Here is a 26,479-nt window from a genome sequence, read left to right as displayed (position 1 = left end):
CAGCCGCATCTCTCGGAGGAAAACACCATGACCACGCAGTACCCACGGATCGTGCACGTCGACGAGGCACCGGAGAACCGTCGGCGCGGCGGCGACCTGCGCGCCATGCTCACCCCGACCACCTGCGGGGCGACCAGCGGGTTCATGGGGCTGGCGATCGTCCAGCCCGGCGAGCGGATCGGCGAGCACTACCACCCGTACTCCGAGGAGTTCGTGTTCGTGGTCAGCGGCGACCTGGAGGTGGACCTGGACGGCGAGAGCCGTCCGATCAGGCCCAACCAGGGCCTGATGATCCCGATCAACATGCGCCACCGCTTCCGCAACGTCGGCGACACCGAGGCCCGGATGGTGTTCCACCTCGGCCCGCTCGCCCCCCGCCCCGAACTCGGCCACGTGGACACCGAGGAGACCGGCGCCGCCGGGCCGCCGGAACACGCCAAGGTGGCCTCGTGACCCGGCGCGTCGCCGTCACCGGGATCGGCGTCGTCGCGCCCGGCGGGGTCGGGGTCCCGGCGTTCTGGGAGCTCCTCACCGCCGGCCGCACCGCCACCCGGGGCATCACGCTCTTCGACCCCACCGGGTTCCGCTCCCGGATCGCCGCCGAGGTCGACTTCGACCCGGCGGCCCACGGGCTGGGCCCGGCGGACGTCCAGCGGGCGGACCGCTACGTGCAGTTCGCGATGGTCGCGGCGGACGAGGCGATCGCCGACGCGGGCCTGGACCTGGCCGCCGAGGACCCGTGGCGGATCGCCGTCTCGCTCGGCACCGCCGTCGGCGGCACCACCCGGCTGGAGCACGACTACGCCCTGGTCAGCTCCGGCGGCGCCCGCTGGGACGTCGACCACCAGCGGGCCGATCCGCAGCTGCACCGGGCCTTCGCGCCCAGCACACTGGCCTCCACGGTCGCCGAGCGCACCGGCGCGCACGGCCCGGTGCAGACCGTCTCCACCGGCTGCACCTCCGGCCTCGACGCGATCGGCTACGGCTTCCAGGCCGTCGAGGAGGGGCGCGCCGACATCTGCATCGCCGGCGCCTCCGACTCGCCGATCTCGCCGATCACCGTCGCCTGCTTCGACGCCATCAAGGCCACCAGCGAGCGCAACGACGACCCGGAGCACGCCTCCCGGCCCTTCGACGCCCACCGGGACGGCTTCGTCCTCGGCGAGGGCGGCGCCGTCCTGGTGCTGGAGGAACTGGAACACGCCCGCCGCCGCGGCGCCCGGATCTACGGCGAGATCGGCGGCTTCGCCACCTTCGGCAACGCCTACCACATGACCGGCCTCACCCAGGAGGGGCTGGAGATGTCCCGGGCGATCGACGACGCGCTCGCCCACGCCCGGGTGGACCGCACCGACGTCGGCTACGTCAACGCGCACGGTTCGGGCACCAAGCAGAACGACCGGCACGAGACCGCCGCCGTCAAGCGCTCGCTCGGCGCCCACGCCTACCGGACGCCGATGAGCTCCATCAAGTCGATGGTCGGGCACTCGCTCGGCGCGATCGGCGCCATCGAGGTGGTCGCCTGCACCCTGGCGCTGGCCCACGGCGTGGTGCCGCCGACCGCCAACTACGAGACTCCGGACCCGGAGTGCGACCTCGACTACGTGCCGCGCACCGCGCGCGAGCTGCCGCTGAGCCACATCCTCTCGGTCGGCAGCGGATTCGGCGGATTCCAGTCCGCCGTCGTGCTCAACAGAACGGGGTGAGTGTCATGACGTCACGTCAGCAGGGCCGCCGGGCGGTGGTCACCGGCCTCGGCGTGGTGGCGCCGAACGGCGTTGGGGCCGACGCCTTCTGGAAGGCCACCAGGCAGGGCGTGAGCGTCCTCGACCGGATCACCCGCGAGGGCTGCGACGGGCTGCCGCTGCGCGTCGCCGGCCAGGTGCGGGACTTCGACCCGCGGGCCGCGATCGACAGCCGGTACCTGGTGCAGACCGACCGGTTCACGCACTACGCGATGGCCGCCGCCGACCTGGCGGTGGCGGACGCCGGATTCCGCCCCGACCCCGAGCATCCCTTCGCGGTCGGGGTGGTGACCGCGGCCGGCTCCGGCGGCGGCGAGTTCGGCCAGCGCGAGCTCCAGCAGCTCTGGGGCAAGGGGCCGCAGTTCGTCGGCCCGTACCAGTCCATCGCCTGGTTCTACGCCGCCAGCACCGGCCAGATCTCGATCCGCGGCGGCTACAAGGGTCCGTGCGGGGTGGTCGCCAGCGACGAGGCCGGCGGCCTGGACGCGCTCGCGCACGCGGCCCGCACGATCGAGCGCGGCACCGACGCGGTGGTGGCGGGCGCCGCCGAGGCACCGCTGGCGCCGTACTCGATGGTCTGCCAGCTCGGCTACCCGGAGGTCAGCCTCGCCGGGCAGCCCGACCGGGCCTATCTGCCGTTCACCGCGCAGGCCTGCGGCTTCGCCCCCGCCGAGGGCGGCGCGATGCTGCTGCTGGAGAACGAGCAGGCGGCCCGGCGGCGCGGCGCCGCCGTCCGGGCCCACCTGGCCGGACACGGCTCCACCTTCACCGGGGCCTCCCGCTGGGAGGAGTCCCGCGAGGGGCTGGCCGCCGCGATCCGCATCGCCCTGGACGAGGCCAGGATCGCGCCCGAGGAGATCGACGTGGTCTTCGCGGACGCGCTCGGCGTTCCGGCCGCCGACCGGGCCGAGGCGCTCGCACTGGCCGACGCGCTCGGTCCGGCGGCCGAACGCGTCCCGGTCACCGCCCCCAAGTCCGGCACCGGACGGGCCTACTGCGGCGCGCCGATGCTGGACGTGGCGGCCGCCGTCCTGGCCATGGAGGACGGCGTGCTGCCGCCCACCCCGAACGTCACCGAGGTCAGCCACGACCTCGCCCTGGTGACCGGCCGCGCCCGTCCGGCCGAACTGCGCACCGCACTGGTGCTCAGCCGCGGGCTGATGGGTTCCAACTCCGCACTGGTGCTCCGGTGCGGAGACCGGCCCTGAATCCGCACCCGCAACTCCACCGAAGGGACATCCCGTGAGCAACACCCTCAGCTATCACGAGCTGGCCGCCCTGATCCAGGCCCGGGCCGGCGTCACCGTCGACCCGCTGCACCTGGAGCGCCCGGGCGCGCAGTTCGACGAGTTCGGCGTCGACTCGCTCGGCCTGCTCGGCGTCGTCGGCGAACTGGAGAACCGGCACGGCCTCAAGGTCACCTCGGGCGCCGAGTCCGCCAAGACCCCGGCCGAGTTCCTGCAGCTCGTCAACACCTCCCTCCTCTCCCCGAAAGCTGGTGCCTGAGATGCCCGGACACACCGACAACGAGATCGTCATCGCCGCGCCCCTCGACCTGGTCTGGGAGATCACCAACGACCTGGAGAACTGGCCGGACCTCTTCAGCGAGTACGCCTCGGTGGACGTGCTGGAGCGCGACGGCGACAGCGTCCGCTTCCGGCTCACCATGCACCCGGACGAGAACGGCCAGGTGTGGAGCTGGGTCTCCGAGCGCACCACCGACAAGTCCTCGCTCGCGGTGCGCGCCCGCCGGGTCGAGCCCGGCCCGTTCGAGTTCATGGACATCCGCTGGGAGTACGCCGAGGTCCCGGCCGGGACGAGGATGCGCTGGATCCAGGACTTCGCGATGAAGCCCACCGCCCCGGTCGACGACCACGGCATGGTCAACCACATCAACCGCAACTCCCGGATCCAGCTGGAGCTGATCCGCGAGAAGGTCGAGAAGCGGGCGGCGGAGCGGTGACCGGAATGCACCGCGCCCTGATCGTCGCCCGGATGAAGCCCGAGGCCGCACCGGACATCGCCGAGGTGTTCGCCACGTCCGACCAGGGCGAACTGCCGCACCTGATCGGCGTCACCGGCCGCAGCCTGTTCCAGTTCGGCGACGTCTACCTGCACCTCATCGAGGCCGAACGCCCGCCGGGCCCGGCCGTCGCCAAGGTCATCGGCCACCCGGAGTTCCGGTCCGTCAGTGACCAGTTGACCGCCTTCGTCCAGGCCTACGACCCGGCCACCTGGCGCGAGCCGAAGGACGCCATGGCGCACGAGTTCTACCGCTGGGACCGCTGACCCCGTCCCGCTCGTCCTGGGCCCGCCCCCGGCCATCCGCCGGGGGCGGGCCCACGTGCGCGTCCGGCTCGACCGGACGTGGCGTCAGCGCCGCCCGAGCCGGCCCGACGCGGCGTCAGTGCCACCCACGCCCGCCGGACGGCACGTCAGCACCATCCGGGCCGCCCGACGCGGCGTCAGTGCCATCCCGGGCCTGCCCGACGTCGCGTCAGCACCATCCGAGCCCGCCCGACGCGGCGTCAGTGCCTTCTGAACGGGCCCGACACGCCGTCAGCACAGGACCGGCTCGGCCCGGACCGCCGCGAATCCTTTTCACCCGTCTCACTGGGGCACCCGGGTGAACCGGGCCGGGACTCCACTCGAATCGAGCACAGTCCGTACCCAAGTCGCCACTCTCCGGTGGCGGCGGACGTCGCGGTGGTTGACGGTGAATCAGACGCAGTTCCCACGAATTCCCTTGTCCGGCGCCGTGCCGGCGATCGCGGGCCTGTGTATCGGAAGGATCAACCTCATGCGTTCTGCACGCACTCTGCTCGCCGGGGCGGCTGTCGCCGCCGTTCTCACCGTCGGCACCCCCATGGCCTTCGCCGACGGCTCCGCCGACCAGGCGAAGAGCCTCACCTCGCAGGACCAGTCCGACCGCGGCGACGAGCACGGCCGTGGCGACGACCGTGGCGACGAGCACGGCCGTGGCGAGGGTCGCGGCGACGAGCACGGCCGTGGCGAAGGCCGTGGCGACGAGCACGGCCGCGGCGAAGGCCGCGGCGACGAGCACGGCCGTGGCGAGGGTCGCGGCGACGAGCACGGCCGTGGCGAAGGCCGTGGCGACGAGCACGGCCGCGGCGGCGACAAGGGCGGCGAGGGCCGCGGCGGCGACAAGGGCGGCGAGGGCCGGGGCGGCGAGCACGGCCGCGGTGGCGAGCACGGCCGCAAGGGCCCGCACGGCGGCGTGCACGCCGGCGGTGGCGGCCTGGCCGTGGCCGAGACCGGCACCACGCTGTCCGGTGGCGGCCTCGCCTCCGGTGCCGTCCTGCTGATCGGCGGCCTCGGGGCCGGCGCGTACGCGCTGCGCCGCAACCGCCGCAACACCGGCGCCACCATCTGACGTCCGGCATCTGACGCCGCCCCCACGCGCCTCCCCACCAGGGCGGCGCGCACGGGGGCGGCGGGTCGTTTTGGACCTTCTGGACCTTTCGGACTTTTTCGGGCCGCCACCGGCCCGGCTGCGCATGGGAATGGAGAAAGAGGAGCGATGGGCGGTCCCGTCCCTGGAATGTCCCGACTGCTGCGCACCGGCATCGGTGCGGCGGCGGTCGGCCTGCTGCTGATGTACAACTCGGTCGACACCACGCCGAGAGCCAACTCGGCGTCCCGCATGACCCGTCCCCCGGCGATCGTCGCGCCGGCCACCCCCCGCCCGTCCGCACCGGCCACCACCCCCGCGGAGGCCCCCGCGGAGGCCCCTGCGGAGGCCGCCGAGGACCCGGCCCCCGCGCCACCGTCGCTGGGCCGCGCCAATCCGACCCGGCTGCGGATCCCGCAGATCGGCGTCGACGCGCCGTTCACCGAGCTGACGCTCGATCCGGAGGGCCAGCTCACCGCGCCGCCGCCGGACGACGACAACCTGGTCGGCTGGTACCGGGACGGCGTCTCCCCGGGCGAGCTCGGCAGCTCGGTGGTCGCCGGGCACGTGGACACCACCACGGGCCCGGCGGTGTTCGTGATGCTGAGCCAGATGCAACCGGACCAGCAGATCGAGGTGGAGCGCGCGGACGGCACGGTCGCGGTGTTCTCGGTGGACTCGGTGGAGGCCTTCCCCAAGAACGCCTTCCCGGACGACAAGGTGTACGGCCAGACGCCCGACGCCCAGCTGCGGCTGATCACCTGCGGCGGTGCGTACGACAAGGGCCAGAAGGACTACACGGACAACGTGGTGGTCTTCGCGCACCTGGACTCCTCGCACCCGGCCTGACCGGCAACGCGAACGACCGCCGCCCCCAACTCCCGGGGGGACGGCGGTCGTTCGCGTGGGGGCCGGTGCTCAGCCGCGCACGGTGGCCTCGAAGGCGTGCAGGTAGGGGTTGACCGGGTGGACGTCCGCGACGTCCAGTCCGGCGTCCTCCATCAGCCGCACCATGCTCTCCTTGGAGTGCTTGGCGCCGCCGACGTTGAGCAGCAGCATCAGGTCCATCGCGGTGGTGAAGCGCATCGACGGGCTGTCGTCGACCAGGTTCTCCACCACCACGACGCGGGCGCCGGGCCGGGCCGCGGCGACCACGTTGGCGAGGGTGCGGCGGGTGCTCTCGTCGTCCCACTCCAGGATGTTCTTGATGATGTAGAGGTCGGCGCGGACCGGGATCTCCACCCGGCAGTCACCGGGCACCAGCCGGGCGCGGGCCGAGAAGGCGCCGCCGTCCTGGAGCTGGGGTTCGGCGCCGGCGACCACCTTGGGCAGGTCGAGCAGGGTGCCGTGCAGCGCCGGGTGCTTCTCCAGCAGGCTGGCCAGCACGTGCCCCTGGCCGCCGCCGATGTCCGCCACCGAGTCGACGCCGGTGAGGTCCAGGTACTCGGCGAGGTCGTGGGCGGACTGCCGGCTGGAGGTGGTCATCGCCTTGTCGAAGACCTTCGCGGAGTCGCCCGCGTCGCTGTGCAGGTAGTCGAAGAACTCCTTGCCGAACAGCTCGGGGAAGACGTTGCGGCCGGAGCGGACCGCCTCGTCCAGCTTGGGCCAGGCCTCCCAGGTCCACGGCTCGGTGCACCAGAGGGAGATGTAGCGCAGCGAGTTGGGGGCGTCCTCGCGCAGCAGGCGGGACATCTCGGTGTGCTCGAAGCGGTCGTCGGAGGTCTCGGAGAAGATGCCGTAGCAGGTGAGCGCGCGCAGCAGGCGGCGCAGCGGCAAGGGCTCGGTGTCGAGGGCGGCGGCGAGATCGGTGAGGCTGGTCGGGGTGTCGCCGAGCACGTCGGCGACACCGAGCCGGGCGGCCGCGCGGACGGCGGCGGCGCAGGCGGCGCCGAAGACGAGCTCGCGCAGGCGCATCGCGGCCTGGGGAGTCGGGGGCGGTGCGATCGTCATGGGAGGTCTTCCTTGTCGACGGGGGCGGGGGTGCCGGGGGCGCGTGCCGGGGGCGGGTCGTGCCGGGGGCGGGTCGTACCGGGAGTGGGTGCCGCGGCTCAGCAGCGGCCGAACGGCTCGGACCGCGCGCAGGTGTTTCGGGCGAACGCGTTCTCGCCGGTGTCGCGGTCGGCGATGTCGGCCGGGCTGTTGCCGCTCAGGTGGTTGTCGGCGACGGTGTTGCGGGCGTTGGCGACGCCGACGACGCTCTTGAAGAGGACGATCCCGCCGGAGAAGTCCGAGCTGCCGACGTTGTCGTGGACCTCGTTGTCGGTGACCCGGGCGTCCTCGACCCCGGTGAGCACGATGCCCGCGCCCTGGATGGCGCCCAGCCGCGGGTTGGCCGGGCAGAACATGTTGTTGGCGACGACCTCGTTGCGGCGCACGTCGAGGTCCCCGGCCCGGGGCACGCCCTCGTCGCCGACCACGAAGACCCCGGCGCAGTTGCCGCGGAGCTCGTTGTCCTGGACGGCCAGCCCGCGCAGTCGGCGGACGGTGACGCCGACCCGGTTCTCGGTCAGCTCGTTGCCCTCCACGACGGTGCCCCCGGTGTCGGGCGCGCCGCCCTCGCGGTAGGCGTAGTTGGCGAGGAAGACACCGGACTGGCCGTTGTGGGTCGCGCGGTTGCCGACGATCCGGGCCCGGGTGGAGATCTCCTGGCTAATGCCCTGCTGGGCGTTGTCGTGGACGTAGGTGTCGCGCACGGTCAGGCCGGTGGTGCCGCTGGCGTCGATGCCGTTCTTGCGGAAGCCGGTGACGGCGAGGGTCTCGATGGTGACGTCCGGCAGCGGGGCCGCCTCGGTGCCGTCGACGCACAGGCCGTGTCCGGCGGTGGCGCAGGCGTTCTCGGTACCGTCCCCGGGGGTGATCACGCTGTCCGCGCCGGCGCCGCGCAGGGTGAGACCCGGGGTGGTGATGCGGACGCTGCCGGGGTAGGTGCCGGCGAGCAGTTGGACGGTGTCGCCGGGAAGGGCGGCGTCGACGGCCTGCTGAATCGATTCGCCCGGCTGGACGACGTGCAGGCCGTCGGCGGCGTGGGCCGCGGGCACGGCGGCCAGGCCGGCGAGGACGGTGGTCAGGGCGGTGGCGGCGGCGGTGGCCGCGGCGAAGTGGTGGACCCGTCGCGTGGGCATGAGTGGTGACCTGTTCTTTCCGGCGCGCTCGCCGGTGTGCGGCCGGAGCCTGCCGGGCGGCGCGCTAGGTACGCGGTGTCTGTTCTTACGCGGTGTGCGTGGGCGGTGACGGCCGGTGGGTGCGGCCGACTCGACGCTATGGGCCGCCGGGTGGGCCCGCCACCAGGGCTGGGCTGCGGGACTGACGGGGCGTCGGCCGGTGGTGGGACGGCCCGGCGTGGCGCGTACGGCGCGGCGCGCTCCGGGCCGCGCCGCACGGCACGCCCTCGGACCGCCCCGGCACCGCCGGCCGGGCCGCGTGCCACCGCCGGCCGGCGGCGTGACATCCTCGGGGCCATGACCACCGCACCCGCAGCGCCCTTCGGCACCCTCCGCAACCCGGTCGGCGCCCACGTCCCGGTGGCCGCCCGCGGGCTGGCCGGAACGGGGCTGGCGTACGCGCGCCGGGTCGGCGCCGAGACCGTGCAGGTGTTCGTGGCCAACCCGCGCGGCTGGGCCACCCCGCCGGGCAACCCCGCGCAGGACGAGGAGTTCCGGGCGGCCTGCGCCGAGCAGGCACTCCCCGCCTGGGTGCACGCCCCGTACCTGATCAACTTCGGCTCGGACAACCCGGCCACCCGCGAGCGCTCGGCCGACTCGCTGCGGCACTCGCTGCGCCGCGGCCACGCGATCGGCGCGCTGGGCGTCGTCCTGCACACCGGGTCGGCGGTCGGCACGGCGCCCGGCGGCGGCTCCCGGCGGGCCGAGGCGATGGCACAGGTCCGGGCCGACGTGCGGCCGCTGCTGGACGAACTGGACGCCCTCGGCGAGGACGCGCCCTGGCTGCTGCTGGAGCCGACGGCGGGCCAGGGCAGCTCGCTCTGCTCCCGGCTGGAGGAGCTCGCCGAGTACGTCGAGGCGCTGGACGGGCACCCGAAGGTCGGCGTCTGCCTGGACACCTGCCACGCCTTCGCCGCCGGGCACGACCTGGCCGTACCCGGCGGGGTGACGGCCGCGCTGGACGCCCTGGCGTCGGCGGCCGGGCCGGGCCGGCTGCGGCTGATCCACGCCAACGACTCCGAGGACGTCGTCGGCGCGCGCAAGGACCGGCACGCCAACATCGGCGCCGGGATGATCGGCGCGGAACCGTTCCGCGAGCTGTTCGAGCACCCGGAGACGGCCGGTGTCCCGCTGCTGGTGGAGACCCCGGACCGCAAGCACGGCGGGGACGGCACCGGGCACGCGATGGACATCGCCGTACTGAAGGAACTGCGCGAGCGGGCCGCCGCCCCCGCCCGGCCGGCCTGACCTGCTCGGGCCGCCGCTCGGGCCGCCGCTCGGACAGCCGTGAGCCCGGGGGCCCACAGCGGCCCCCGGGCTCACCGGTCGGTCAGCAGTCGCCGATGCAGTCGTCCTCGGTGTGCTCGTGGACGTTCAGCCAGTTGGCGTGCGGGCCGAACAGGCCGACACCAGCCGAACCCGACTCCAGGCTCTGCCCGGTCGACGAGTGCGACCCGTGCCAGGCCGCCATCGCCGGCGCCGGCGCCGCGAAGGCAGCGGCGCCCGCCACGGCCGCGATCACGGCGAGCTTGCGGATCTTCCCACGAAGCGACATCTGATGTCCTCTGGTTCGATTCTGGTCCTCGATCCGCCTCCCGGAACGGCCGGTGCGGCCACCGGACGGGGCGGACGGCGCCCCACCGGGGGAAGCGCCGGGCCAACGTTTGCACACGAACGCGCACGCGCCGCGGCACGCCGCAAACCGGCTGAGGCATTCGGGTGACGACTTCCCTCCCCCGGGTGAACGCCCTCGGACACCCGGCCGCACACCGAACGGCCGGTCCGGACCGGCGCAGGACGAGTGCCCGTCCGACCGGCGCGGGACCGCAAGTCTTGCGGTGACATGCCAGGCCGACTGAACAAATCCCATCGATTTGGTACAGGACGCCACCCGGTTCGAGCATGAACGGTGGCTCCACCGAGCACGCGCAGGACCACGAAAGGCGCACCACCCTCATGCAGACCAGCCCGGCCGCACCCCGGCAGGCGACCCGACCGAGCCCGCCGGAGACCCCGGAAGCGGTCACCGCGACGCCCCGCAAGGGCGGCCGCTTCGGCCTGCCGACCGCCACCGCCCTGGTGATGGGCAACATCATCGGCGGCGGCATCTTCATGATCCCCGCCGCCGTGGCCCCCTACGGGACGGTCAGCCTGGTCTCCTTCGTCGTCCTGACCGTGGGCGCGATCGCACTCGCGCTCGTCTTCGGGCAGCTCGCGCGCCGCAACCCGCGCACCGGCGGGCCGTACGTCTACGCCCGGGAGGCCTTCGGGGACTTCGCCGGGTTCCTGTCGGCCTGGTCGTACTGGATCACCACCTGGGTCAGCAACGCCGCGCTCGCGGTCGCCGCCGTCGGCTACCTCGACGTGCTGCTGCCCGTCGGCCACTCCATCGGGCTCAGCATCGCCGCCGCGATGGCCTTCCAGTGGCTGCCCGCGCTGGCGAACCTGGCCGGCACCCGCTACGTCGGCGCCGTCCAACTCGTCTCCACCGTCCTCAAGTTCATCCCGCTACTGCTGGTCGCGGTGGGCGGCCTGGGCTTCTTCGACGCGCGCAACCTGGGCCCCTTCGACGCCACCGGGCACGGCTGGGCCGGCGGGATGACGGCGGCCGCGGCCATCCTGCTCTTCAGCTACCTGGGCGTGGAGTCGGCCGCGATGAGCGCCGGCCAGGTCCGCGATCCGGAGCGCAACGTCGGGCGGGCCAGCGTGCTCGGCACGGCCGGTGCGGCGGTGGTCTACCTGCTGGGCACGCTCGCGGTCTTCGGCACCGTCGCCCACGACCGGCTGATCCACTCCACCGCGCCGTTCTCGGACGCCGTGGACGCCATGTTCGGCGGCACGTGGGGCGGCACGGCCATCGCCGTCGCCGCACTCGTCTCGATGACCGGCGCGCTCAACGGCTGGACGCTGCTGGCCGCCCAGGCGCCGTACGCGGCCGCCAAGGACGGGCTGTTCCCGGCCGCCTTCGCCAAGGAGCGGCGCGGCGTCCCGGTGTTCGGCGTCGTGACCAGCGTCGCACTGGCCTCGGTGCTGACCATCCTCAACTTCGCCACCGGCGCCAAGGGCGCGTTCGACATCCTGGTGCTGGTCACCACCTTCACCGCGACCGTCCCGTACCTGCTCTCCACCGCCGCGCAGCTGTACTGGCTGGTGCGCGGCATGCCCGACAAGGTCTCCGGGGGTCGGCTCGCCCGGGACGCGGTGCTGGGCCTGGGCGCCTTCGGCTTCTCCCTGTGGCTGGTGGCCGGCGCCGGTTACGCGGCCGTCTACCAGGGCGTGCTGTTCCTGTTCGCCGGGATCCTGGTCTACGTCTGGATGGCGGCCCGCCGCCGGGACTGACGGCCCGGAGGCCGGGGCCGCGGCGGCTCGGAGTGACGGGTTCCTGACGGATCGTCACGCACCTTGCCCGGAGCGGCGGATGTGGACATCCTTGGCCGGAGGTTTCCCTCCCGGGCGGCTCCGCGCCATCGGCCGGCCCGCCCGCGCCGGATAGACGGGAGGCCGGAACCTCCGCACCCTGCACCGCCGTTCTGCGCGAACCTCCGTTTCCGTGAACCTTCGAGTACCGGGAGTGCCATGAAGATCCTGAGGCTGTTGACAGCCCCCGCCGCCGTCCTCGCCCTGACCGCCGGCACCGTCACCACCGCCGCGGCGGCCCCGGCGCGGCCGGCCCTGGCCGACGTCGTGGTCCTCGGCCCCGCCGCCAACGGCCAGACCGTGCAGGTTCACCCGGGCGACGTGGTCCAGATCGACCTGCCTCCCTACCGCGACTACACCGTCACCTGGCTGTCGTCCGTCCCGGCGACGACCGTGCCCTCGGTACTACCGCAGACCTCGGGCAGCACCGACCCCGGCAACACCGCGCACGCGACCTTCAACGCGGCCACCGCCGGGACGAGCGACATCACCTGGATCTGGCGGTGCGCCTTCCCGGACCGCGGCTCGGTCTGCCCGCCGTTCGTCTACTACCTGCGGACCACCATCGTCGTCTCCTGACCGCACGCACCCGAACGGCCGGGATCCGCAGCCTGCGGATCCCGGCCGTTCGGGTGGGGGCGAAGGTCACCCGGGCCCGCGGCCCCGCTCACCGGGAAGCCGCGCCTCGGACACGTTCACCGCGACGGCCTCCGGGCGCCCGGCGGCCGATTCCGCGAAGCGGGCGCGGGGCCGCGGGGCGTCCGGCGGCTGGAGGGTGAGGACGTGGTCGGCCAGCGGGAGGAAGGCCGGGTCGTGGGTGATCAGGATCGTGGTGCGGCCCGCCATCAGGCGGCGCAGCGGCGGGATCAGCTGCTGGACGGTCTTCGGGTCCAGGCCGGTGGTGGGTTCGTCCAGGACGAGGACCGGCGCGCCGCGCAGGAAGGCCCGGGCGATGGCGACGCGCTGGGCCTGCCCGCCGGAGAGCTGGAAGCCCTCGTCGCCGATGACCGTGCCGTACCCCTGCGGCAGTGCGGTGATGAAGCCGTGGGCGCCCGCGCTGCGGGCGGCGCGTTCGATGTCACCCTGCGGGGCGTCGGGCCTGCCGTAGGCGATGTTGTCCCGGATGGTCGCGTGGAACAGCTGCGCCTGCTGGGGCAGGAAGCTCATCGCCGCACGCAGCGAGGCGATGGTCAGGTCCTGGATGTCGGTGCCGTCGAGGCGGACGGTACCGGCCTGCGGGTCCAGGAAGCGGACCAGGAGCTTGGCGAGCGTGGACTTGCCGCTGCCGCTGGGGCCGATGACGGCCAGGACCTTGCCGGGACTGACGTCGAAGCTGACGTCGGACAGCACCGGGGCGTCGTGGCTGCCGGCGTAGGCGACGTGGACGCCATCGAAGGAGACCCGGCCGCGGACCGCGCCGGCGTCCCGCGCGGCGGGGCTCTCCCGGACCGGACTGGACAGGTCGTGGATCTCCAGCAGGCGCTCGCCCGAGGCGCAGGCCGCGCCCGCGAGCGGGACGAGCCCGGCGAGTTGCTGGATCGGCTCGAACAACTGCGCCATGAAGGCGGCGAAGGCGAGCAGACCACCCAGGCTCAGCCCGCCGTGGATCACCTGGAGGGCTCCGACGCCCACCACGACCAGACCGGCGAGCATCTGGAGGACGTTGAGGAGGGGCTGGTAGAGGTCGGACATCCGGGCGGCGGAGAGCTCGGCGTCCAGCAGGGCCTTTCCCTCGCGGTGCACCCGCTCGACCTCGCGCTCCTCCTGGCCGCAGGTGCGGGTGACCACCACGTTGCGCAGCGTCTCCTCCAGCAGCGCGGTGACGCCGCCGGCGCGGCGCTGGACCTGCCGCTCCCGGATGCGGATGCGGCGCCCGAAGAAACCGGTGGTGAGGATGAACAGCGGCGCGACGATCAGCGCCGCCAGGGTGAGGGGCCAGCTCAGGTAGAACGCCGCGCCGGCGAACAGCACCAGGCTGACCGAGGCCACCGCGCCCTCGACCAGGCCGGTCGCGACCATCTGCTCGATCGTCGCGATGTCGGCGGTCATCCGGGCCACCAGGTCGCCGCGCCAGCGGGTCTCCAGGGTGTCGGGCGGCAGGCTGTGCAGATGGGCCAGTGTGCCGGTACGGAGCCGGAGCAGGTACCGCTCCGCGATCCAGGTGCCGGTGTAGGTGCCCGCGAAGGTGAACAGCGCCGCCGCCGCGGCCGCGGCGAGCATCGTGCCGCCGAGCGGCCAGAACTCGGCGAAGTGCCGAGGCACCAGGACCTCGTCGATCAGGTCCTTGAACATCCAGACCGAGACGACCTCGCCGAAGGCGCCGAGCACGAGCAGCACCGCGCTCAGCGGCAGCCAGCGCAAGTCCGGTCTGACCCACGGCCAGAACCGCCGGAACAGCTCGCGCAGCGAGATGGCGGGCGAGTCCGCCACCGGCCCCTGGTCGATGGCCCGGTCGGCTGCCCGGTCCTCCGGACCCCCCATGGGCGTCGCACCGTGCATGGAGGAACCCCACTCAGGATGAGGGGCCGGCGGTGATACCGCCGGCCCCAGGGATGGGTGTCATGCCGGACTGTTAAGCACAGCCCGGACCGCCCTTATCTGTCACCAGAAGCCAAACCGACGACGGCGGCCGTGGCGACGGCGGCGACGGTCACGTTCACGTCCGCGACCGCGGTCCCTGCGGTTGAAGTAACTCATCACGACTCCATTTCTTCCCTTGCATTGGCACGCCGCACGTCCACGGCCGACGCCGACGGCGCGGACCCGGGGAGCACGACAGAGACTGCCGTTGCCGTGAGACAGCCCTAAGCGGCGGGCACGTCAGGGATGTGCCTGCCAGAGCCGTTCTCACATCTCCAGTATCCGCCTGACGCCCCCGCTCGCAGCTTCTGGACCGCAACCGCGACCGGTCCTCGGCATGCGAAGGGCCACCGGACGCGGCCGCCCGACCCCCGCCCCGGCGGCCGGATCCGGCCCTCCCGACCGGCCCCCCGACGAGCCGGGTCGGGCGAGCAGCCGCCCGGCCGGTTCGGCGACTGACCCGCCGTCAAGTGCCGTTCGTCCGGCGTCTCGAAACAGCCGCACCCGCGCACCGGGCGCCGCCGCCCACCGGTCGACCGCAGGCCCCCGCGACGACGGCGTCGGCACGAGCCCCCGGCCCTCGCGCCCCCTCCTCGAAGACCCCCGCCCGGGCCGCCGACCCCGCCCGCCGACGCCTACCCGGATGGCGCAGCCGACCGACGGGGCGGGGGTGCGCACCCCCGCGCGGCGAGAGGCGAGCCCCCGCGTCGAGCCCCGCGGGAACCACCGGAACGCGGCCCCGGCGCCGCCTGCGCCACGGCGAGTCCGCCCTGAGGAGGCGCCCCGCAGCCGCCTTCCGGGCGACTCCGGGGCCCACGAGAACCCGAAGCGACTGCGTTCGGGTGACGGCGCCACCATCAGCGGCACCCTCGCCCCACTCCCCGGCCCACTCCCCGGCCCACTCCCCGGCCCGCCCGCCGGCTGCCCGTGCTGCTCGGCTCCTCGGTGGCCCCGCCGGTATCGCGGCTACGGGGCGGCATTCCTCGTCGCAGGAGTCCTCGTCACAGGAGTCCTCGTCCGGGATGCCCCGTTCCCTGGAGGATGCTCCGAAGGAGACACCGGTGCGGTGGGGGTGGTCGTCGGCTCGGGCAGCTGGGTGGGTGAGGCCGAGAGCGGGCAACTCGGCGACGGCACCGCGGCGGGCGAGGGGGCCTCAGGGGTCGGGGTCGGTTGTACCGGCACCGGCGTCGCCGGGTACGAGGCGCCTCCGCCCTCGTTCGTCGAGGGGCCGCCGAGATGGCCCGCCACCTCGACCACGCCGCCGCAGGCGAGCAGCACCGCGGCCAGCACGGACAGCCCTGCGGAGGCCCGCAGCGCCCGGGGCGCCGTGGTTCGCGGGTCGGTGTCCACGCTCAGTCCACGTATTCCTGGGCGACCTGCACGTACTCGAAGCCCTTGACGTCGGTGGCGATGTGCATCTGACCGGTTTGCGAGGAGGCGATCAGGGTGTTGAGCAGGCCGGTGATCGCCCCGCTCAGCGCCGACTCGGTGTCCGAACCGTCGGCGATGAACAGCGCCTTGGTCGCCACCTCCTTCAGCACGTCGCGCCTGGCGGCGCCGAAGCCGTAGGCAATCACGTGCGGGTGGCGCGGCCAGTTCCGGTCCACCAGCGCGCGGAAGGAGTCCCGCCACTTCGCGTCGGTCGGGGCGCCGTCGGTCAGGAAGAAGATCGCCGGCCGCAGCACGCTGTACTGCTGTGCCCGCAGGCTGCTCACGTCCTGTTCGATGCTCTGCCGCAACTGGTCGAAGGCCTTGCCGTACTCGGTGCCCCCGCCGCAGATCACTTCGGGCATGCTCGGGACCTGCTCCATGTCCGACATCGGGATCACCACGTGCACGTCGGTGGAGAAGGCGACCACGCTGACCCTGGCGAACTCCGAGACGCGCGGATTCGTCGCCAGGTTGTAGTGCAGACGCGAGAGGGTCGCGTTGAGCACCGCCTCGTGCGGCTTCATCGACGAGGAGGCGTCGATCACCACGTAGGTGGGCAGGCAGAGTGACATCGTGTGCACCTCTGAGCTAGTGGTTGGAGGCGATGATGACGACCAGGATCACGACGAAGGCGAGCACCCAGATCCACTTGGTGGACGAGCCGGTCGCGGGCTTCTTCTTCTCCTCGACCGTGCTGATGCGGGTGACGGTGACGGTGGGGGGCTCCGGGATCGCGTGCGGCGCGGGCCGCGGAAGCACCACCGTCGGCTGCTTCGGGGGCAGTTGGGGCAGCGGCGTACGTGTCGGACGCGGCACGGCCCTGAGGTAGGGCCCGTTGTTCAGCGCCTGGTTCAACTGGGCGGCCGCGGGCCGTCGCTCCCGGTCGGTCGCGAGCAGCATGTCCAGCAGGACCTCGGACACGGCGGGCTGGTTCAGCCAGTGGGACGCGGCGACGCCGTGGAAGGTGCTCGCGTCGCGCCGGCCGGTCAGGCACTTGGCGACGAGCAGGGCGAGCCGGTAGCGGTCGGTGTACTGGTCCGCGTCGGAGCCCGGCGGCGTGAGCGGGTCGGCCCAGTTCGGCTGGTGGATGTCGGGCATCTTCTTCGGCTGGCAGCCGTCGACGTCGATCAGGTAGACGGAACGCCCCTCCGGGCTCCAGAAGGCGTTGGAGAACGACCAGTCCGAGTAGACCAGGCCCAGGCCCTCCAGGATCGCGGCGAGCTCCGTCAGTTGACGGCAGGCAGCCAGTCGGCCCTCGAATCCGGGACAGGGCAGGCCGACGCCCCGGATCGACTCGTCGGACTTCGCCAGCCAGTCGATCTCCAGGAACCGGCGCTCGCTGAACTTGCCGCGCCGCAGCTCGGAACGGTACTGCTCGGGCGCCACCGGGATCACGCACCCGACGGCCGGGTTGCCGGGCTCGCGGATCCGGGCCGCGGGCCAGCACGTCCCGGCGTACAGGGTCGCCCGCTCCGCCTCCGGCAGCGTGTCCGGAGCCGAGATCAGCAGGTCGATCCGGCGGCCGTCCTCCTGGTGCGGGCCGGGCCGGTAGAGCTTGGCCAGCCAGCCCGGATGGCCCGTCAGCGGCCGTACGGCGACGGCCTGGCCGTTGTGTTCGGAGATCGGCTCGGCGAGCGGTCCGAGATCGCCGAGGCCCACGGTCCTCGGCAACGCCCAGCCCCGCGGGTCCACCGCCGGGGCGTCTTCGCCGGCGACGGGATCGGAGTCGGTCATGTCCCGCTGCCGTTCCACACCACGACGGCGGTGCGGTCGTCGAGGCACTGCGGTGCGTCGAAGCCCACGTCGGCGGTGAACCGGGTGGCCGGGACCGGCGAGCGCCAGGCGTTCGCGAAGTACTCGTTGACGTTGCCCGCCCGGTCCGCCCACGCGTCGCCGATCCCGTCCGTGACCAGGGCGAGGGCGGCACCGGACGCCAGGGTGACGTAACCGTCCACGGCCAGGTGCGGCGTGTCCGGCAGTCGGCCGGCGACCTCGTTGGAGACCACCACGGCCGCGCGGTCCTTGGCTTCGCCGGCGGAGAACCGCCACAGCGGGACGCGCGGGTCGAGTGTCCAGGCCGAACTGTCACCGAGCCAGCCGACCCATGCCCGCGCCACGCCGTTCGCGTCCGGCTCGGCGATCACCGCGGTGATCAGCACGGTCGCCAGGTGCGAGGTGCCGACGCCGCGTCCGGCCGCGTGCGCGGCGATCGATTCCGCGACCCGCCCGTACAGCGCCTTGACGTCGAGCCGGTCGAAGCCGACCGCCTCGATCTGCTCGCGCAGCAGGGTGACGGCCTGGCTGGAGGCCGCGGTGGCCCCGACGTCGGACCAGGCCGCGCTGGACAGGCCGTCGGCCACGGCCACGATCGCGTACCGGCTGTCCGGGCTCCGCCCGATCCGGTAGGAGTCCTGTCGCGGCTCGGCGGGCCGGCCGCAGCGGTGGCCGGGCCCGACGACGGAGGCGGCGCGGATGGTGAGGGCACCGACCGTGGCTTCGTCGGCGGCGATGCCGTTCTGCACCGTGCGCTCCGGCAGCATCCAGGGATAGCCCTGTGCCCGCGCGCCTTCGCCGAAGCGGGGCACGCTCAGGTCGGTCGGCCTCTCGCGCAGGAACGGCCGGGGCCTGCCTGGCTGAGCCGTCGACACCGCCGGTGCCGCGACGAAGCGGCAGACCGGCGCCGTCGCGTCGGGCCGGGGCCCCCGTTCGGGCCGGTCCCGCTGCCGGGCGGGCGTCGCGGCGGCCTCGGACCCCAGTGCGGCCGCCGCGCCGACGACGCCCACCGCCGCGAGGGCGAACGCGTCCACCAGCCAGCCGTAGTGCCGGTGCGGCGTGCCGACCTCGGCGCAGGCCCCGATGACGACGGCTGCGAGCAGCCCCGCCCGCACCCAGCCGTCCGTCAGGCCGTCCCGCCGGCCGTCGCCCCCGCTCACGGCCGTTCCTCACGATCACGGGACCTCAGCCCGGAGGCGAAGTGCTGGTCACCGTGCTGCACCGCGAACACCTCGCCGGAACCGGTGGCGGAGTTGACCTGGACCACGACGTCCGGCCGTTGCTCGGTCCGCAGCGTCGCCAGAGCTATGACGTCCTGGGCCAGAGCCGGGTTCCGGTCCAGCAACTGGAACAGGGCCTCGGTCCAGAAGTCCACGGCCGCGGCGTCGACCGCTCCCCTCGTGGCGGTCGACCCCCGCTCCAGCGCGGCGGACAGTTCCCGGCGGCGGCTGCCGTGGGCCCGGGCGATGACGCCGCTCATCAGTCGCCTCGCCTCGTTCCACAGATCGGTGCCCATCGCGGACACCAGAGCGGTGGCTCCGCTCGCGGCCAGCTCGGCGAGTTCCTGGTTCATCGGCGCTTCAGCCCCGTTCGTTGTAGTGGATGCACTGGTCACCTTCGCCGACGGCGAAGACCGTGCCGTTCCCCGTGGCTCGGACGAGTTGCTTCACTGACGGCGGCTCGGCTTCCGCAGGCCGCTCGCGGGAGCCGGACTCCGGGCCGGGACCGCCGTGCGGCCCGACCGGGCTGCCCGGGTACCAGAGCCAGGCCCGTGCGGCGTACTCCTTGACCCGGACCTCGGCCGCGGTGAAGGCGCCGGCTTCGAGCCCCTCGTAGCCGTGCCCGACCGTCTCCTCGTAGTAGTGCTGCGACAGCATCGCGGCCACCGGGGTGCCGTCCGGACCGTCCAGGGCCGCATGCCGCAGCGGGGGCGAGTCGAGCAGCCGGGCGAGCGCCTCGAACGGGGTGCCGGAGACGGTGCCGTCCGGATCGACCCGGACCTCCCCCGCGTGCGCGGCGGCCCGTACCCGCAGCAGGGCGTCCGGGCCGGCGTGCCGGTTGTGCTCGCGGATCCGCGAGCCCAGCTCCGGCAGCAGCGGGACCAGCAGTCCGGCCTTGGGCAACCCGGCCGGGGCGACGAGCCGGCAGCCGTCGCCGGTGTCCACGTACGCGAAGTCCCGCCGGTCCAGCTCCGCGACGCCGAGGGCGCCGAACAGCGCGGACCGCAGCACACCGCGGATCTCCTGCAACCGCTGCTGACCGCGGCCCGCGGAACCCGCGATGTCGCACGCCAGCAGAGCTCGGTACTCGTACCTCGGATTCACATTCCCTCCGCGATCACGACGAGGGCCGGCAGTTCGAAGATCGATCTGCCGTCGGCACCGAATTCCCGGTGCCGACACGATGGTTAACCAGAACGTAGGGGAGGGGTCCTCGGGTAAACCGGCTACTAATACGGCTTGTCCGGCTTCGGCCGGACGAGGAGGAGGAGTGACCGATGAGCAACACACGGATGCGCGGGGCCGGGGCCTACTGGCCGACGACCGGGCTGCTCGGCCGGGTCGGCGAGGCCGATCGCCGAGTCCTGCTGGGGCTCGGCCACGGCGTGGTCTACCCGGCCGGTCAGATCACCATCCGCGAGGCCGACACCTCGGACTTCTCGCTGCTCCTGATCGGCGGAACGGTGAAGGTCACCGCGCACGCACAGGACGGTCGGGACGCGCTGCTGGCCGTACGGATGGCCGGGGACCTCGTCGGGGAGTTCGCCGGGATCGACGGTCAGCCGCGCATCGGCACCGTGACCGCCTGCGGCCGGGTGCTGGCCCGCTACATCCTGCCCACCGAACTGCTGGCGTGCACGAAGCAGCACCCCGCCATCGGGCTCGCACTGAACGCGAGCGTGGTGGCCAAGCTGCGCACGGCGACCAGCCGGATCGTCGACTTCACCGGTTGCGACGTGCTCGGGCGGCTGGCCAGGATCCTGCACCACCTCGCCGTCACCTACGGGCGCCCCGGCCGCAACGAAGCCCATCTCCCGCTGTCACAGCCGGAGATGGCCACACTGGTCGGCGCCGCGGAGTCGTCGATCCACAAGGCCCTGCGGGCCCTGCGGGAGTCGGGCGCGGTCGTCACGGGCTACCGCAGGATCACGATCCTCGACCTGGATCACCTCGCCCGGATCGCCGCCGCGACCGAACCGGCCGGTTCGCGGGCGATCTCACCAAACAGGTAAAAGCGCCGGGTTCCGACGACGGGTCGGCGCCAGCATGACCGAGTGCCGGGACCCGAGCGTTGGAGAGGACCGGAGAAACAGATGCCAGAGAACAACGGTGCTCCGGACGGCTCCGCGCGCATCCGGGCGGGCGACGTGTCCGGAACGATGATCGTCGGCAACCGGAACACCGTGACCAACCTGAACATCACCACCGGACACGGTTCGGCCATCACCGTGAACGCGGGGCCTCCGCCGAACCCGGTCAAGCGTCAGCCGATCTCCCACCTGCCGCGTTCCGCCGCCGATCCGCTGATCGGCCGGGAGCGGGAGCTCCAGGCACTGCAACAAGCCATCGGAGCACGCCAGTTGGTGCAGATCTGGGGCGCCTCCGGGGTCGGCAAGAGTGCGCTGCTGCGCCACCTCGCCCGCACCCTGCCACGCGGGCCCGAAGGCGCGGCCTACATCGAAGCCGGCGGACGGACGGCCGACGACCTCGCGCAGGCGATCTTCGACATCAGCTTCGACGCGCCGAACTACAAGCCGTCACTGGAGGTGTTGAAGGAGCACCTGAAGACCCTGCGGCTGCGGATCTACCTGGACGACGCGGGGCTCGACGAGAAGGACCTGCACCGGCTCTTCGACCTGGCCGAGCACTCCACGTTCGTCTTCACCTCGCAGCGCCGGTCGTCGGTCACCGGCGTCCACCCGATCCGACTCGACGGACTGACGGCCCCGGCAGGGGTGGTCCTGGTGCAGACGGTCCTGGCCCGCGCGCTGCGGCCGGACGAAGCGCGGACCGTGACGGCGCTGTGCGACGCCCTGCACGGCAATCCGCTCCGCCTGCGGCGCATCGCCCTGTCGGCCGCGACCGGCAAGGGCCTGCCGGGCATCGCCGACCTCCCCGCGCTCCTTCCCGCGCTGCTCAACAGGCTCCGGCCGGAGGAGCGCGACCTGCTGTACCTGCTCGGCTCGCTGTCGGGCGCCGAGTTGGCCGCCCGGCAGCTCGACGCCCTGCTCGGCCGGACGGACAGCGACGCGCTCGCCGGCGAACTGGTGCGGCACGGCCTGCTGGTCGCCTCGGAAACCGGCTACGGGTGTCCGCCGGACGTCGCCGAGTGCGTGCTCAAGAGCCGGATGACGCAGTTCCCCGCCGCGCCGCTCTGCCGGGCGCTCACCACGTGGGTCGAGTCGCGGGAGACCACCCCGGACGAGGTCGCGGCCCACTTCCAGGCCCTGGACGTCGCGGTGCTGGGAGCGGAAAGGAGCGGACAGGCGCAGCTCGGCGTGGAGTTGGCCCGCGCCGCCTCGCCGAAACTGGCGCTCTCCCGGCAGTTCGACGCGTGGGGCAGCCTCCTCGGAGCCGGCTGGGCCGCCGCGAAGAGCGCGGGAGACCGCGCGGGCGAGGAGTTCTTCCTGGGGGAGGCGCGCACCCGCCGCAAGGCGATCGGCCGGGCGGCACTGACGACGGCCCTGGTGCTGGAGGCGGGGGTGCTCTGGCAGGAACTCGCCGCCCTGCAGGCGCACTCGGTGGCCCACCAGGCCGCCACGACGGCGATCACCACCGTGCCGCCGATCGATCCGGCCACCACGGCACACGCCGTCGGCCAGTCCCCGCTGATCACGCAGCCGGCGGTCAGCCCGCCGACGGTCACCCACCCGGTCGTCCAACCACCGACCGTCACCCACCCCCTCCCCGCCTCCGGCGCTCCGGCGCCCGTGCACCCGCCGGGTACACCGCAGGTGATCGACCTGTCCCACTCCGCTCCGCAGCCCCCGGCCGGGGGCCATGTGGCCGGCGCACACTCCCCCTCGCAGGCGGCGCCGCACCGAATCGACCTCTCGGGGGCGCACCACTCCGCCGCCCAGCCGACGCACGCCGCGAGCGCCACCACCACGTCCAGCACGGGCCACGCGGCCACCACCGCCGGCGCAGCGGCCGCCAAGGGCGGAGCAGCCCTCGTCGTCGCCTGCGTGGTCGGCGCCTCAGCCGTACTCGGTGTGGGCGCCATGGTCTACACCCAGAACCAGTCGAACCTGGCTGAGCCGGCCCAGCCCACCTACTCGCCGGCCCCGCCTCCGAGGGTCTACACCCCCGCCCCGCCGGTCTACACTCCCGCCCCGCCGGCCCCGTCTCCGAAGGTCTACACCCCCAAGCCGCCGGTCCCTGCCCCCGTCGTCACACCGGACCCCGTCGATCCCGTGTGCGCAACGGTGGTACCGGAGTTGGGAAAAGAGACCCGGCAGCACAACGCCGACCTGACCGCCGTTCACAGCGCCTTCGACTCGTACAACAACGCCGTAGCCGCGTACAACTCTCGACGGACCTCCACCGTTCCCGACGACAGCACGGTGAAATCCCGTATCGACATCATCCTCAAAGACCTGCGCGCCAGCGAGTCCACGTTGCGGGGAGCCCTCTCGCAAGCGCGGGACGGATCCGTGGTATCCGACCTCAAGGGCCTTCTGACCGCTAGCCAGCAGGAGGAGAACCAGTTCCGCGCGGCTCGGAACGATCTCACCACCGGCTACAACACGGCCAGCCAGGCTTCGGCATACAACTCGGCCTGGCAGAGTCTGGCGATCCACTGCATCGCCTGGTAATCCGCCACAAGACCGACCAGGAAAGGCCGACCATGCCTGCGGAATCCACCCCCGGCACCATCCACGCCGGAGACGTCTCCGGCACCTTCATCGTGGGCGACAACAACCACGTGACGAACACGACGCACCACCCCGAGCAGCCGCAGCCCCAACCGCGCCAGCAGAACTCGGCCGAGGACCAGGCAGCCGTCTTCGCCGTGGAACACGGCACCATGCACGTCACCTACAACCACAACGCCGAAGCCGCGCCCGAGCCGGAGGCCCGAGAAACGCCTCAGCCCTGATCGGCCAGCAACTCCAGGTCCTGGGCGTTCAGCGTCGCCGTCTTCAGCAGTTCCCTGATCAGGTTGACGCTGAGCGTCGAGCCGACCGGCTCGCCGACCTCGTCGCGCGTCAGTCCGCGCACGCCCCGCCGGCGCAGCCGTTCGCGCACGTCCTCGACCGTGTTGGCGACCGACTTGTGGGTCCAGGACTTGGTCGCGTGGGGCGAGGCGTTGACCAGCCGGGCGGTCTCCTCCCAGGCCGACGGGAGCGGGAAGGCGTCCTGGCCCTCCAGGTAGCGCCGGGCGAGTGCGGTGAGCACCAGCCGCTCCTGCAGGGAGAGCAGGTAGACCGTCTCGGGGGCCGCGGTATCGGCGTTGCTCGTGGAACGGGGGTGCAGGTCATCCCCGTCCACGACGCGGACCTCCACCAGGTGGGACCGCCGCTTGGACGAGTTGATCACCAGCGGGGTGTACCCGGGCCCGATGATCCGCTTGTGGCTGGTGAGCATCAGCACGCCGTCGGGCAATTCGATCGGCAGACTGCCGGTGTTGACCAGCCACCAGTCGCCATCGGTGCCGGCGCGGGTGAAGACGCCGTGCCGACGGCTGACGGTCGGGTCGTCGACACCGACCGGTACGTGCACGTCCTCGCGGTCGCGCCCGAACAGCAGGGTGTACCGGCGCGGCGGCACGGCGTACCCGCCCTCCGGGCCGAGCACGAAGATCGTCCCCGGTGGCGCCGAGGGCACCCTGCCGGAAGGACTGCCCGGCGGCAGCATCTGAGGTGGGAAGTTCTCGTACGCCATCTCGCATACCTCCGCTTCGGCTCGCGCCAGTGTATGAGCGCACCGAGAGGACCAGTCCTCCTGCGGGCATGCGGCGTGTCGAGCCTGCGGAACCGCCAACTCCGCTTGTCCGGAGTGGACTTGCTCGATAGCCTGCCCGCCGTGAGCGAGATCAGTCGGCGGGCTGCCGCGATCGACAGCATGGTCGCCGAACCACTCGGTCCGGGCGATCCGCAGGAGATCGGCCGTTTCAGCATCATCGGCCTGCTCGGCACCGGCGGCATGGGCGAGGTCTACCTCGGGGTCTCGGACAGGGGCTACGCCGCTGTCAAGCTCGTCCGGCCGCGGCTGGTCCCCAGCGAGCGCTTCGACCGAGAGGTCGGCATCCTCTACCGTGTGCCGCTCGGAGTCGGACCGCGGGTGCTGGCGAGCGACGCCACTCCGGAACGCCCGTGGTTCGCCACCGAGTACGTCCCCGGGCTCACGGTGAACGAGGCGGTCCGGCTGCACGGCCCGCTGCCCGCCGAGGCGCTGTGGCTGCTGCTGGCCGAGACAGCCGCTCAACTGCGGTCCGTGCACGCGTCCGAGATCGCGCACCGCGACATCAAGCCCGCCAACGTCATGCTGGTGCGCGACGGCGTGAAGCTGATCGACTTCGGCATCGCGCGCGCCGCGGACCAGGCGAGGCTCACCGGGATCGGTGGCAGCTACGGAACACAGGGCTTCTCGGCACCGGAGCAGCAGGCCGGGGACGAGGACGTGGCAGCGCCCGCGGACGTCTACTCGCTCGCGGCGCTCCTGCTCTACGCCGCCTCGGGTCGCACACCCGGCGCCGCCTCCGACGTGGAGCCGCTGCGCGCCGTGGACGCCGACCTCGCCGCCCTCCTCGGGCCCTGTCTCGCCACCGACCCCGGAGCGCGCCCCACCGCCGACGAGATCGTCCTGGCGGCGCGCACGCACCGGCTCGCTCCTCCCCCGTCCTGGCCGCCTGAGGTCATGTCACGCATCGACGCTCGACGTGCCTTCGCCGAAACGCCGGTCGGCAAGCTGGAGACCGTCCCGCCACCGGATACGAGCACGGACCCGAAGCCTGACGTCGGGCCCGCACCCCTGGCATCACCTCGCCGCCCGCGCAAGCACCTGTTCCTGTTGCCGATCGCCGCGGCGACCGCCCTCGGCGCGGTCGCGGTGTTCGCCCTCAGCCCGTCCACCTCCCCGCAGCACCACAACGCGCAGGAGTCCAGCGGCGTGCCGGTCGCCGTCGAGCCCTTGGCCGGGGCGACGCCCGGGCCCTCCGCGAGCCCGAGCACCTCGATCTCCGCCACCGCCACCGCCACACCCTCTCCCCCGCCTTCAACCGTCCCGGCCGGCACCACGCGGACACCCTCCCCGAGCCTGCGGCCCTCGACCTTCGCCACCGCCAAACCCGCTACCCAGCCCCCGACCACCCCACCTGGCACGGCCACCCCACCGGGCACGGCCCCCGCCGCACCCTCAGCGGCTGCCCCCAGCCCCACCTCGTCATCGATCAGCGGCATCAACGGCAGCGACGACCCGGCACAGGTCAAGGGCTCCGAGGCGGACACCAGTTGGTTCGGCCCCGACGCCGCCTGTTCCGCCTGGCTGGACGACAACGGCTCCGGCTCGCTCGCGGGCGTGCTCAACACCTCCCTGGCCCAAACCTGCGTCGCCGAGCTCGCCCGCAGCGACGGCATCACGTACACCTTCCGCGCCTCCTTGGGCGCCGCGAAGACGAGCTTCGTCCCAGACATCGGCTACACGATGTGGATCTGCGTCTGGAACGCGAACAACCGGTCCGGCGAGCAGTGCTCCGCTCGCTTCGGCATGAACGGCACCACCCCGGTCCGCCGGTGAAACGAGGCTGCCGGAACGACTGCGGCCCGGGGCGGGATCATGCTCCTGACCTGGGCCGCAGTACGCGTCTCAGCTGTTCACGGGGTGGGCGCGGACGCTTTCGAACCGCCGACACCTGCTTCGTAAGTTCTCGCCGGCATCCGCAGATGCCGTCGGGGTCACTCCGACGACCGGCATACGGCCGAACGACGCACCAGCGGTGATCCCACTGTCCGAAGAGGC

General features: G+C 73.0%; 25 protein-coding genes. 15 read left to right on the top strand and 10 right to left on the bottom strand.

Annotated features, from left to right (window positions below; all coding sequences use genetic code 11):
- The first annotated feature begins 27 nt into the window (after positions 1-27).
- From AB0O19_RS19645 to AB0O19_RS19610, 8 genes are all read left to right on the top strand, one after another.
- Positions 28-453, top strand: a complete 426-nt coding sequence (locus AB0O19_RS19645) for a cupin domain-containing protein (RefSeq protein ID WP_350879141.1) — start codon at positions 28-30, stop codon at positions 451-453.
- Complete coding sequence (locus tag AB0O19_RS19640; protein WP_363620996.1) at positions 450-1,706, top strand: beta-ketoacyl-[acyl-carrier-protein] synthase family protein; 1,257 nt, start codon at positions 450-452, stop codon at positions 1,704-1,706. Before AB0O19_RS19645 ends, AB0O19_RS19640 begins: the two co-directional genes overlap by 4 nt.
- Before the next feature lie 5 nt (positions 1,707-1,711).
- Positions 1,712-2,953 carry a beta-ketoacyl synthase N-terminal-like domain-containing protein gene (locus AB0O19_RS19635; protein WP_363620994.1) on the top strand — a complete coding sequence of 414 codons (1,242 nt, stop codon included), beginning with the start codon at positions 1,712-1,714 and terminating at the stop codon, positions 2,951-2,953.
- Between the two features lie 34 nt (positions 2,954-2,987).
- On the top strand, positions 2,988-3,251 hold the full coding sequence (locus tag AB0O19_RS19630) for an acyl carrier protein (protein ID WP_350879137.1): 264 nt from the start codon (positions 2,988-2,990) through the stop codon (positions 3,249-3,251).
- Position 3,252: 1 nt separating this feature from the next.
- Positions 3,253-3,708, top strand: a complete 456-nt coding sequence (locus AB0O19_RS19625; protein ID WP_363585990.1) for an SRPBCC family protein — start codon at positions 3,253-3,255, stop codon at positions 3,706-3,708.
- Between the two features lie 5 nt (positions 3,709-3,713).
- A complete protein-coding gene (locus AB0O19_RS19620; RefSeq protein WP_363621073.1) occupies positions 3,714-4,034 on the top strand; it encodes a TcmI family type II polyketide cyclase in 321 nt (106 codons plus the stop codon).
- Positions 4,035-4,545: 511 nt separating this feature from the next.
- Positions 4,546-5,139, top strand: coding sequence for a hypothetical protein (locus tag AB0O19_RS19615; protein ID WP_363585989.1), 594 nt, complete (start codon positions 4,546-4,548; stop codon positions 5,137-5,139).
- Positions 5,140-5,307: 168 nt separating this feature from the next.
- Positions 5,308-6,006: a class F sortase gene (locus tag AB0O19_RS19610; protein ID WP_363620993.1), complete on the top strand. Its 699-nt coding sequence runs from the start codon at positions 5,308-5,310 to the stop codon at positions 6,004-6,006.
- 69 nt (positions 6,007-6,075) lie between these two features.
- Here AB0O19_RS19610 and AB0O19_RS19605 read toward each other — a convergent pair whose 3' ends face one another.
- Both AB0O19_RS19605 and AB0O19_RS19600 read right to left on the bottom strand, forming a co-directional pair.
- The gene (locus tag AB0O19_RS19605; RefSeq protein ID WP_363620992.1) at positions 6,076-7,107 is read right to left on the bottom strand and encodes a methyltransferase; all 1,032 of its coding nucleotides are present in this window, start codon (positions 7,105-7,107) and stop codon (positions 6,076-6,078) included.
- A gap of 98 nt (positions 7,108-7,205) precedes the next feature.
- Positions 7,206-8,279 (bottom strand): right-handed parallel beta-helix repeat-containing protein, encoded by a 1,074-nt coding sequence (locus tag AB0O19_RS19600; protein ID WP_363620990.1) that lies wholly within the window; start codon positions 8,277-8,279, stop codon positions 7,206-7,208.
- Between the two features lie 336 nt (positions 8,280-8,615).
- On the opposite strand from AB0O19_RS19600, the gene AB0O19_RS19595 reads away from it, so the two are divergent.
- Positions 8,616-9,566, top strand: coding sequence for a deoxyribonuclease IV (locus AB0O19_RS19595; protein ID WP_363620988.1), 951 nt, complete (start codon positions 8,616-8,618; stop codon positions 9,564-9,566).
- An 82-nt stretch (positions 9,567-9,648) separates the two neighbouring features.
- On the opposite strand, the gene AB0O19_RS19590 is transcribed toward AB0O19_RS19595, so the two are convergent.
- Positions 9,649-9,873: a hypothetical protein gene (locus tag AB0O19_RS19590; RefSeq protein WP_363585984.1), complete on the bottom strand. Its 225-nt coding sequence runs from the start codon at positions 9,871-9,873 to the stop codon at positions 9,649-9,651.
- A 401-nt stretch (positions 9,874-10,274) separates the two neighbouring features.
- On the opposite strand from AB0O19_RS19590, the gene AB0O19_RS19585 reads away from it, so the two are divergent.
- Together AB0O19_RS19585 and AB0O19_RS19580 are read left to right on the top strand one after the other, a co-directional pair.
- The gene (locus AB0O19_RS19585; RefSeq protein ID WP_363586029.1) at positions 10,275-11,657 is read left to right on the top strand and encodes an amino acid permease; all 1,383 of its coding nucleotides are present in this window, start codon (positions 10,275-10,277) and stop codon (positions 11,655-11,657) included.
- A gap of 237 nt (positions 11,658-11,894) precedes the next feature.
- Positions 11,895-12,314: a hypothetical protein gene (locus AB0O19_RS19580; protein ID WP_363620986.1), complete on the top strand. Its 420-nt coding sequence runs from the start codon at positions 11,895-11,897 to the stop codon at positions 12,312-12,314.
- Positions 12,315-12,380: 66 nt separating this feature from the next.
- Here AB0O19_RS19580 and AB0O19_RS19575 read toward each other — a convergent pair whose 3' ends face one another.
- From AB0O19_RS19575 to AB0O19_RS19550, 6 genes are all read right to left on the bottom strand, one after another.
- A complete protein-coding gene (locus AB0O19_RS19575) occupies positions 12,381-14,216 on the bottom strand; it encodes an ABC transporter ATP-binding protein (protein ID WP_363620984.1) in 1,836 nt (611 codons plus the stop codon).
- Positions 14,217-15,667: 1,451 nt separating this feature from the next.
- A complete protein-coding gene (locus tag AB0O19_RS19570) occupies positions 15,668-16,318 on the bottom strand; it encodes a VWA domain-containing protein (protein WP_363585981.1) in 651 nt (216 codons plus the stop codon).
- Positions 16,319-16,334: 16 nt separating this feature from the next.
- Complete coding sequence (locus AB0O19_RS19565; RefSeq protein WP_363620982.1) at positions 16,335-17,480, bottom strand: hypothetical protein; 1,146 nt, start codon at positions 17,478-17,480, stop codon at positions 16,335-16,337.
- The gene (locus AB0O19_RS19560) at positions 17,477-18,679 is read right to left on the bottom strand and encodes a protein phosphatase 2C domain-containing protein (RefSeq protein ID WP_363620980.1); all 1,203 of its coding nucleotides are present in this window, start codon (positions 18,677-18,679) and stop codon (positions 17,477-17,479) included. The genes AB0O19_RS19565 and AB0O19_RS19560 overlap by 4 nt, the downstream gene beginning before the upstream one ends.
- The gene (locus AB0O19_RS19555; protein ID WP_363620978.1) at positions 18,676-19,092 is read right to left on the bottom strand and encodes a hypothetical protein; all 417 of its coding nucleotides are present in this window, start codon (positions 19,090-19,092) and stop codon (positions 18,676-18,678) included. The genes AB0O19_RS19560 and AB0O19_RS19555 overlap by 4 nt, the downstream gene beginning before the upstream one ends.
- Before the next feature lie 7 nt (positions 19,093-19,099).
- Positions 19,100-19,843 carry a hypothetical protein gene (locus AB0O19_RS19550; RefSeq protein WP_363620976.1) on the bottom strand — a complete coding sequence of 248 codons (744 nt, stop codon included), beginning with the start codon at positions 19,841-19,843 and terminating at the stop codon, positions 19,100-19,102.
- 173 nt (positions 19,844-20,016) lie between these two features.
- Here AB0O19_RS19550 and AB0O19_RS19545 point away from each other — a divergent pair, with 173 nt between their 5' ends.
- The 3 genes from AB0O19_RS19545 to AB0O19_RS19535 all read left to right on the top strand — a co-directional run bounded on the left by AB0O19_RS19545 (position 20,017) and on the right by AB0O19_RS19535 (position 23,618).
- The gene (locus tag AB0O19_RS19545) at positions 20,017-20,751 is read left to right on the top strand and encodes a Crp/Fnr family transcriptional regulator (RefSeq protein WP_363620974.1); all 735 of its coding nucleotides are present in this window, start codon (positions 20,017-20,019) and stop codon (positions 20,749-20,751) included.
- 81 nt (positions 20,752-20,832) lie between these two features.
- A complete protein-coding gene (locus AB0O19_RS19540) occupies positions 20,833-23,334 on the top strand; it encodes an AAA family ATPase (RefSeq protein WP_363620971.1) in 2,502 nt (833 codons plus the stop codon).
- Positions 23,335-23,366: 32 nt separating this feature from the next.
- The gene (locus AB0O19_RS19535; protein WP_363620969.1) at positions 23,367-23,618 is read left to right on the top strand and encodes a hypothetical protein; all 252 of its coding nucleotides are present in this window, start codon (positions 23,367-23,369) and stop codon (positions 23,616-23,618) included.
- Here the strand turns inward: AB0O19_RS19535 and AB0O19_RS19530 are convergent.
- Positions 23,609-24,403 carry an FHA domain-containing protein gene (locus AB0O19_RS19530; RefSeq protein WP_363620967.1) on the bottom strand — a complete coding sequence of 265 codons (795 nt, stop codon included), beginning with the start codon at positions 24,401-24,403 and terminating at the stop codon, positions 23,609-23,611. The two genes, AB0O19_RS19535 and AB0O19_RS19530, sit on opposite strands and share 10 nt — an antisense overlap.
- Before the next feature lie 141 nt (positions 24,404-24,544).
- On the opposite strand from AB0O19_RS19530, the gene AB0O19_RS19525 reads away from it, so the two are divergent.
- On the top strand, positions 24,545-26,257 hold the full coding sequence (locus AB0O19_RS19525; protein WP_363620965.1) for a protein kinase: 1,713 nt from the start codon (positions 24,545-24,547) through the stop codon (positions 26,255-26,257).
- Positions 26,258-26,479 lie beyond the last annotated feature (222 nt).

The organism is Kitasatospora sp. NPDC091276 (assembly GCF_040684355.1).
Taxonomy (GTDB): Bacteria; Actinomycetota; Actinomycetes; order Streptomycetales; family Streptomycetaceae; genus Kitasatospora.
Note: the sequence above shows the minus strand (reverse complement) of the source record. Positions and strands in the feature narration are given on the sequence as shown.

Bases quoted from the DNA above. Each gene is read 5' to 3' on its own strand.
- AB0O19_RS19645 (WP_350879141.1), top strand. From the start codon at position 28: ATGACCACGCAGTACCCACGGATCGTGCACGTCGACGAGGCACCGGAG.
- AB0O19_RS19635 (WP_363620994.1), top strand. From the start codon at position 1,712: ATGACGTCACGTCAGCAGGGCCGCCGGGCGGTGGTCACCGGCCTCGGC.
- AB0O19_RS19625 (WP_363585990.1), top strand. From the start codon at position 3,253: ATGCCCGGACACACCGACAACGAGATCGTCATCGCCGCGCCCCTCGAC.
- AB0O19_RS19620 (WP_363621073.1), top strand. From the start codon at position 3,714: ATGCACCGCGCCCTGATCGTCGCCCGGATGAAGCCCGAGGCCGCACCG.
- AB0O19_RS19615 (WP_363585989.1), top strand. From the start codon at position 4,546: ATGCGTTCTGCACGCACTCTGCTCGCCGGGGCGGCTGTCGCCGCCGTT.
- AB0O19_RS19610 (WP_363620993.1), top strand. From the start codon at position 5,308: ATGTCCCGACTGCTGCGCACCGGCATCGGTGCGGCGGCGGTCGGCCTG.
- AB0O19_RS19605 (WP_363620992.1), bottom strand. From the start codon at position 7,107: ATGACGATCGCACCGCCCCCGACTCCCCAGGCCGCGATGCGCCTGCGC.
- AB0O19_RS19600 (WP_363620990.1), bottom strand. From the start codon at position 8,279: ATGCCCACGCGACGGGTCCACCACTTCGCCGCGGCCACCGCCGCCGCC.
- AB0O19_RS19595 (WP_363620988.1), top strand. From the start codon at position 8,616: ATGACCACCGCACCCGCAGCGCCCTTCGGCACCCTCCGCAACCCGGTC.
- AB0O19_RS19590 (WP_363585984.1), bottom strand. From the start codon at position 9,873: ATGTCGCTTCGTGGGAAGATCCGCAAGCTCGCCGTGATCGCGGCCGTG.
- AB0O19_RS19585 (WP_363586029.1), top strand. From the start codon at position 10,275: ATGCAGACCAGCCCGGCCGCACCCCGGCAGGCGACCCGACCGAGCCCG.
- AB0O19_RS19580 (WP_363620986.1), top strand. From the start codon at position 11,895: ATGAAGATCCTGAGGCTGTTGACAGCCCCCGCCGCCGTCCTCGCCCTG.
- AB0O19_RS19575 (WP_363620984.1), bottom strand. From the start codon at position 14,216: ATGGGGGGTCCGGAGGACCGGGCAGCCGACCGGGCCATCGACCAGGGG.
- AB0O19_RS19570 (WP_363585981.1), bottom strand. From the start codon at position 16,318: ATGTCACTCTGCCTGCCCACCTACGTGGTGATCGACGCCTCCTCGTCG.
- AB0O19_RS19565 (WP_363620982.1), bottom strand. From the start codon at position 17,480: ATGACCGACTCCGATCCCGTCGCCGGCGAAGACGCCCCGGCGGTGGAC.
- AB0O19_RS19555 (WP_363620978.1), bottom strand. From the start codon at position 19,092: ATGAACCAGGAACTCGCCGAGCTGGCCGCGAGCGGAGCCACCGCTCTG.
- AB0O19_RS19545 (WP_363620974.1), top strand. From the start codon at position 20,017: ATGAGCAACACACGGATGCGCGGGGCCGGGGCCTACTGGCCGACGACC.
- AB0O19_RS19540 (WP_363620971.1), top strand. From the start codon at position 20,833: ATGCCAGAGAACAACGGTGCTCCGGACGGCTCCGCGCGCATCCGGGCG.
- AB0O19_RS19535 (WP_363620969.1), top strand. From the start codon at position 23,367: ATGCCTGCGGAATCCACCCCCGGCACCATCCACGCCGGAGACGTCTCC.
- AB0O19_RS19530 (WP_363620967.1), bottom strand. From the start codon at position 24,403: ATGGCGTACGAGAACTTCCCACCTCAGATGCTGCCGCCGGGCAGTCCT.